The following is a 6,456-nucleotide window of genomic DNA, read 5'->3' as shown; positions in this document are numbered from 1 at the left end:
ATCGCCAGCTCGGCGGCTTCATACGAAATTCGCAACCCGTGACTCCACTGGGCGCGGGTTATTCAGAGATTCCCTAACCGACGAGTTCAAGGAGCCGGACGGCTACAAGTTCGTCGACTTCGGCGGCCAGGGCGGCTGCTTCCCGAACATCACCTGGCAGCTGCGCAAGGCCTACATCGTCGAGGCCACGCCGGTCGACAAGAGCCACCCGGTCGGCAAGCGCGTGTTCCATATCGATGCCCAGGGCTACACGATCAATCGCACGCTGATCTACGACCGCAAGGGCGATCTGTGGCGCACCTTCACGATCGGCAAGTCCCACCCGGATCACCACCTGCCGATCAACAAGGGCACCGGCATCGCCATCGACGATTCGTTCTCGATGGTCGACGTGCAGGCCAAGCACTGCACGACCGGCCAGTTCAAGGGCCAGGTCGATCCGAAGCTGGTGCCGGCGTCGATGTTCCAGGTGCAGAACATGCGCGGCGGCTGATGCGAGGAACCGCCGCCGCTGCTGCTGCGGCAGCATGAAAAAAGCCCCCGGCAGTTCCTGCCGGGGGCTTTTTCGTGACCGCGTCCGGCTTCAGGCGGCAGCGGTCAGCGTGCCGTCGTTGTAGTCGCGGATCGCCTGCTCGATCTCGTCGCGGGTGTTCATCACGAACGGCCCGTACTGCACCACCGGCTCGCCGATCGGCTTGCCGGCGATCAGCACCGCGCGCAGGCCGTCGGGGCCCGCGGTCAGCGTCACCGCATCGCCCGGCGTCAGCACACCGGCTGCCTGCCGGGGAACGGCCTTGGCTGCCGGGCCGTCGCCGATGCTCAAGGAACCCTCGTAGGCGTAGACGAACGCGGTGTGCGCCGCGCCGATCGCCTGCGTGAAGCGGGCGCCGGCCGGCAGCGCGAGATCGAGATACAGCGGGTCGGTCGAAAGCCGGCCGGCCGGACCGTTGACCGGGCCGCTGACCGCCATGCCGTCGATTTCCACCGTGCCGGCGATCACCTTGACGGTGCCGCCGCCCGGCAGCGCATGCTCGGGAATCTCCGCCGCCGGAATGTCGCGGTAGCCGGCCGGCTTCATCTTTTCCGCCGCCGGGAGGTTGATCCACAGCTGGAAGCCGCGCATCCGTCCGCTTTCCTGCAACGGCATTTCCGAATGGATCACGCCGCGCCCGGCGGTCATCCACTGCACGCCGCCGGGACCGAGATCACCGACGTTGCCGAGGTGGTCGCGGTGCTGCATGCGGCCGTCGAGCATGTAGGTGACGGTTTCGAAGCCGCGGTGCGGATGGGCCGGGAAGCCGGCGATGTAGTCGCCCGGGTTGTCGGTGCCGAATTCGTCGAGCATCAGGAACGGATCGAGATACAGCCCGCGCTGCGCGCCGATCGAGCGGCGCAGCTTGACGCCGGCGCCATCGCTGGTCGGCATCGACTGGATCACGTGCTGCAGGCTGCGGGTGGTCATGACGGGTCTCCGTGACGGGGAACAGGGAAAGGCAGCGGGCGGCGGGCCGTCAACGACAGCCCGCCGCACCGGTTCAGCGCGAGCGCCGCGCGTCGAGGCTCAGGCTGCCGGCGCCGTTGGCGGCGAGCAGCAGGAAGGCGCCGGCGATCGACACGTTCTTCAGGAACAGGATCATCTGGATCTGGTCGGCGAAGTTGGCGTGGAACAGCAGCGCCGCCGCCAGCGTGAAGCCGGCCAGCGCCAGCGCCACCAGACGGGTCTGGAAGCCGACGATGACCGCCAGCGCGCCCAGCACCTCGAGCGCGATCACGCCCGGCAGCAGCGCGCCCGGCACGCCGACCGATTCCATGTAGCCGACGGTGCCGGCGTAGCCGGTGATCTTGTTGAGACCTGCCAGCAGGAACATCGCGGCCAGCAGGATGCGGCCGGCGAGTTCGACGGCGGGATAGCTGCGGTTGGAAGAGGGGGTGGTCATGTCAGTGGGCTCTGGGCGGGTTGGGGAACGAGGGTGGGGTGCTGCGGTTCAGGCGGCAAGACGGGTGATGGCATCGCGGGCCTTGGCCAGGCCGGCTTCCTTCTGCTCGGCGCCGATCGCCAGGCCTTCGGCGTAGACGAATTCGACGTCGTCGAGGCCGATAAAGCGCAGGAAGTCGCGCACGTAGGTGGTCTGGCTGTCGAGCGCGGTGCCCTCGTACAGACCGCCACGGGTGGCGAGCACGTACACCTTCTTGCCGGTGACCAGCCCGACCGGACCGTTGGCGGTGTAGCGGAAGGTTTCGCCGGCGCGGGCGATGTGGTCGAAGTAGCTCTTCAGCTGGCTCGGTACGCCGAAGTTGTACATCGGCAGGCCCAGCACGATGACATCGGCCGACTTCAGCTCGGCAATCAGCGCATCGGACTGCGCGATCACCGCGTTCTGCGCCGCATCGCGTGACGCCGCCGGCGTCAGGAACGCCGAGAAGCGCGCGCCATCGAGGTGGGGAATCGGATCGCTGGCGACGTCGCGCAGCACCCGCACGGTGCCCGGGTGGGCGGCGACGTAGTCGGCCACGAAGCGTTCGGCCAGCTGGCTGGACTGGCCGTTGCCGGCGAACAGGCTGGCGTTGATCTGAAGCAGGGTCCGGGTGGTCATGGTGCATCTCCTGGGGAGCGGGAAAGTGCGGCTATTGAAAGCCTTCACCGTTCGATAAAAAAGCAGAAGTTTCTGAGCTTTCTCATCCAATCATTCGATGAGAAACCACGCCGCTGCGCCCCAGTGCCGAACCCGCCGGCGCCGTCTCCGGTACGTCTGCGCGCGCCGCCACCGGCGTCCGCACGACCGCTGGTCCCGGCGGCCGAGCCGCTCGTCCCGCGTTCATCCGGCGGACATCTGGCGGACAGGCGCGGCTGCCTAAGGTCCGCTCGCCCCTCACCGATCGACCTGTCACCGGAGCCGCCGATGTCGTCAACCCTGCCTTTTCTGCCCCTGCCGTGGAAACCGGCGGCCGGGCCGCGCGCCGCCGCGCTGCTGCTGGCCGCGCTGGCGGTTGCCGGTCCGGCCTCGGCGGCCGATGCACTGCGCGGCAAGACGCTGTACCAGACCACGCCGGGCGGCATTTCCTGCGCCAACTCCAGCTGCCACGGCACCAATGTCAGCGCCAACAAGAACAAGGTGCTGCGCGGCGCCAACAGCCCCACGACGATCCAGAACGCGATCAATCGCGATACCGGCGGCATGGGCATCTACCGCAACAACGTGCTGACGGCGATCGACGTCGCCGACATCGCTGCCTACATCGGCAACCCGAACGTCAGCGCTGGACCGGTGGCTGCGGTCACGCCGGCTTCGCTGGCCTTCGGCACCGTGGCGGTCGGCAGCAGCAGCGCGGCGCAGACCGTGACCCTGCGCAACAGCGGCACGGCGGCGCTGTCGGTGACCGCGATCGCGGTCAGCAATGCTGCCTTCGTGATCGCCAGCGGTGGCAGCTGCGCGGCGGGCGGCAGCGTCGCCGCCGGCGGCAGCTGCACGGTGAACCTGCAGTTCCGGCCGACGGCGGCCGCCGCCGCCAGCGGCACGCTGACCATCACCCACAACGCCTCGCCGACCACCAGCACGGTAAGCCTGAGCGGCACCGGCAGCGGCGCCGCCGCGCCGGCGGTGAGCCCGGCGGCGCTGAACTTCGGCACGGTTGCCACCGGCAGCCGCGCGGCGGTGCAGACCGCTACCGTGCAGAACAGCGGCGCAGCGCCCTTGACGCTGTCGACCCTCAGCGTCAGCAACGCCGCGTTCCGGATCACCGGCGGCAGCTGCGCGGCCGGCGCCACGGTGGCGGCCGGCGGCGGCAGCTGCACGGTGCTGGTCGACTTCGGTCCAACCACCACCGGCGCGGCCAGCGGAACCCTGAGCATCGCCCACAACGCCGCTGGCAGCCCGCTGATGGTGGCGCTGTCCGGCACCGGCGCCACGCCGACCGCACCGGCCGCGCAGCTGTCGCCGGCCAGCTTGAGCTGGTCGCAGGTGATCAACACCGACGCGGCGGCGCAGACCGCGACCTTGTCCAACACCGGCAGCGCGCCGCTGCTGCTCGGCACGCTGACGCTGTCCGGCGGCGCTGCCGCCGACTACACGCTGGACCCCGCTTCGACCTGCACCGCCGGTGGCAGCGTCGCGGCCGGGGCGGCCTGCACGGTCAGCGTCCGCTTCCGGCCATCGGCCACCGGCAGCCGCGCGGCCAGCCTCGCGATCAGCCACAACGCGGCCGGCAGCCCGTCGACGCTGGGCCTGAACGGCGCCGGCACCGCGCAGCCGGTCGGCCAGCTGGCGGTCAATCGCCTGTCGCTGAGCTACCCGGCGCAGCCGTTCGGCAGCAGCAGCGCGGCGCAGACGGTGACGGTCAGCAACAGCGGCAGCGCCAGCCTGACGATCGCCAGCCTGGCCTTTGCCGGCAGCCACGCCGGCGACTTCGCGACGACCGCCGGCAGCAATCCCTGCAGCAGCGGCCGCAGCCTGGCCGTCGGCGCCAGCTGCACGGCGGACATCGTGTTCACGCCGGGCACCAGCAGCGGCACGCGCAGCGCCACCTTCGTGGTCAGCGCCGGCAGCGCCGGCTCGGTGTCGGTCGGCCTGAGCGGCGTCGCCGCCGCCGCCGCCGCGCCGATCGTCAGCCTGATGCCGGCCAGCCTCAATTTCGGCTCGGTGGCGCTCGGCAGCACGGCTGCGGCGCAGACCTCGGTGCTGACCAACAGCGGCACGGCGGCGCTGTCGATCAGCAGCCTGCGGGCCAGCCCGGCGGCCTACAGCGTGAGCCACGACTGCCCGGCAACCCTGGCGGCCGGCGGCCATTGCACGCTGACGGTCAGCTTCACGCCGGCCGCGACCGGCACCGTGGCCGGCAGCGTCGCCATCGCCAGCAATGCCGCGACCACGCCGGACGCGCTGGCCCTGTCGGCCACCGGGGTCACGCCGGTGCCGGCCACGCTCGGCTGGATCGGCAGCGCGACTCTCGCTTTCCCGGACACCGCCAGCGGTGCGCAGTCGGCGCCGCAGTCGCTGCAGCTCGGCAACAGCGGCACCAGCCCGGCGACGCTCGCCAGCCTGTCGTTTTCCGGCGCGGCGGCACGCGATTTCCTGATCGACCCGTCGAGCAGCTGCGTGGCCGGCGGCAGCCTGGCCGGCGGTGCCCGCTGCACCGTGCAGGTGGTGTTCGCGCCGGCCTCGGTCGGCGCCCGCAGCGCCACCCTGGCGGTGACCAGCGGCAACGCCGTCGAGCCGACGCCGGCCGAGGTCAGCGGCAACGGCATCGCCGGCGGCACGCCGCTGCTGGTGCTGTCGCCGACTGCCATCACCCTGACCAGCCTGCCGAACCAGCCGCTGCAGCCGCAGGTGCTGGTGATCGGCAACCAGGGCGCGGGACCGCTGAACGTCACCGCCGAACAGGCCAGCGACGGCTTGTCGCTGCTCGATGCCGCGTCCACCGGCGGTGGCAGCTGCCGGCCGGTGCCGTTCGTGCTGGCGCCCGGCGCCAGCTGCACTCTGGTGATCAACCCGCTCGCCGATGTCGTCAACGGCACGGTCAGCGTGTTCGGCGACGGCGCGCCGGCTCCGGCGCAGGCCACCGTGACCGGCAGCGCCAGCAAGAACCTCGGTGCCGCCGGCAGCGCCGGGCCGGGCCTGGTGGCGCTGCTGGCGGTGCTGGCACTGATCCGTCGCCGCCGGCCGGCGCCGCGCAGCTGAGCCCATCCCACCCCGAATCCAGGAGTCTTTCGATGAATCCTTCGTTCCTTCGTTCGAGCCGCCGCCTGCTGGCTGCCGCGCTGCTCGCCACCGCCAGCCTGCTGCCGGCCGCCGATGCACTCGAGGCCGGCCAGCCGGCCCCGGCATTCAGCCTGCCGGCAGCTGACGGCAAGACCGTCAGCCTTGCCGGCCTGCGTGGCCATTACGTCTATGTCGATTTCTGGGCGTCGTGGTGCGGTCCCTGCAAGCAGAGCTTTCCGTGGATGAAGACGCTGCAGGCGAAGCTCGGCGGGCCGCGCTTCGAGGTGGTGGCGATCAACGTCGACGAAAAGCGCGCCGATGCCCAGCGCTTCCTCGGCGATACGGCGCCCGGCTTCACCGTGCTGTTCGACGCCCAAGGTGCGACGCCGTCGGCCTACGGCGTGCAGGGCATGCCGACCTCGTTCCTGGTCGACCCGGAAGGCAAGGTCGTGCTGGTGCACCAGAGCTTCAAGGACAGCGAGCGCGAGGCGCTGGCGCAGAAGATCGCCGCCTTGGTCGGCGGGGCCAAACCATGAACCGCGCGTGGGTCGTGCTGATCACGATCGCCGCCGGCGCGGCCAGCAGCGGCTGCGCGATGCAGGCGCCGAAGCCGTGGCAGAAGGGCGTGCTGGCCAAGCCGGAAATGACCATGGCCGGCGACATGCTGGAGCTGAAGTTCAACGATCACACCTGGACCAGCAAGGAAGCCTCGTTTGGCGGCTTCGGCGTCGGGGGAGGCGGCTGTGGCTGCAACTGAACC

At 70.6% G+C, this 6,456-nt stretch carries 7 protein-coding genes; 4 read left to right on the top strand and 3 right to left on the bottom strand.

The window, feature by feature from the left end:
• The coding region (locus ACTIGJ_RS18485) for a DUF1329 domain-containing protein (RefSeq protein WP_439641803.1) at positions 1–493 on the top strand (493 nt) is incomplete at its 5' end.
• A gap of 90 nt (positions 494–583) precedes the next feature.
• On the opposite strand, the gene ACTIGJ_RS18480 is transcribed toward ACTIGJ_RS18485, so the two are convergent.
• The 3 genes from ACTIGJ_RS18480 to ACTIGJ_RS18470 form a co-directional block, all read right to left on the bottom strand.
• Entirely contained in the window at positions 584–1,462 is an 879-nt protein-coding gene (locus tag ACTIGJ_RS18480; protein WP_439641802.1) for a pirin family protein, read from the bottom strand.
• A gap of 73 nt (positions 1,463–1,535) precedes the next feature.
• Positions 1,536–1,937, bottom strand: coding sequence for a DoxX family protein (locus ACTIGJ_RS18475; RefSeq protein ID WP_439641801.1), 402 nt, complete (start codon positions 1,935–1,937; stop codon positions 1,536–1,538).
• Positions 1,938–1,985: 48 nt separating this feature from the next.
• Positions 1,986–2,594 carry an FMN-dependent NADH-azoreductase gene (locus ACTIGJ_RS18470; protein WP_439641800.1) on the bottom strand — a complete coding sequence of 203 codons (609 nt, stop codon included), beginning with the start codon at positions 2,592–2,594 and terminating at the stop codon, positions 1,986–1,988.
• Between the two features lie 306 nt (positions 2,595–2,900).
• Between ACTIGJ_RS18470 and ACTIGJ_RS18465 the strand changes: the two genes are divergently transcribed.
• From ACTIGJ_RS18465 to ACTIGJ_RS18455, 3 genes are read left to right on the top strand one after another with little or no spacing between them, the layout of a single operon-like run.
• Complete coding sequence (locus tag ACTIGJ_RS18465) at positions 2,901–5,675, top strand: choice-of-anchor D domain-containing protein (RefSeq protein ID WP_439641799.1); 2,775 nt, start codon at positions 2,901–2,903, stop codon at positions 5,673–5,675.
• A 32-nt stretch (positions 5,676–5,707) separates the two neighbouring features.
• Entirely contained in the window at positions 5,708–6,232 is a 525-nt protein-coding gene (locus tag ACTIGJ_RS18460) for a TlpA family protein disulfide reductase (RefSeq protein ID WP_439641798.1), read from the top strand.
• A complete protein-coding gene (locus ACTIGJ_RS18455; protein WP_439641797.1) occupies positions 6,229–6,453 on the top strand; it encodes a DUF4266 domain-containing protein in 225 nt (74 codons plus the stop codon). The genes ACTIGJ_RS18460 and ACTIGJ_RS18455 overlap by 4 nt, the downstream gene beginning before the upstream one ends.
• Positions 6,454–6,456: the final 3 nt, after the last annotated feature.

Source organism: Nevskia sp. (genome assembly GCF_051860985.1).
Taxonomy (GTDB): domain Bacteria; phylum Pseudomonadota; class Gammaproteobacteria; order Nevskiales; family Nevskiaceae; genus Nevskia.
The sequence above is the reverse complement of the archived record's forward strand: the minus strand, read 5'-3'. Positions and strand labels throughout refer to the sequence as shown.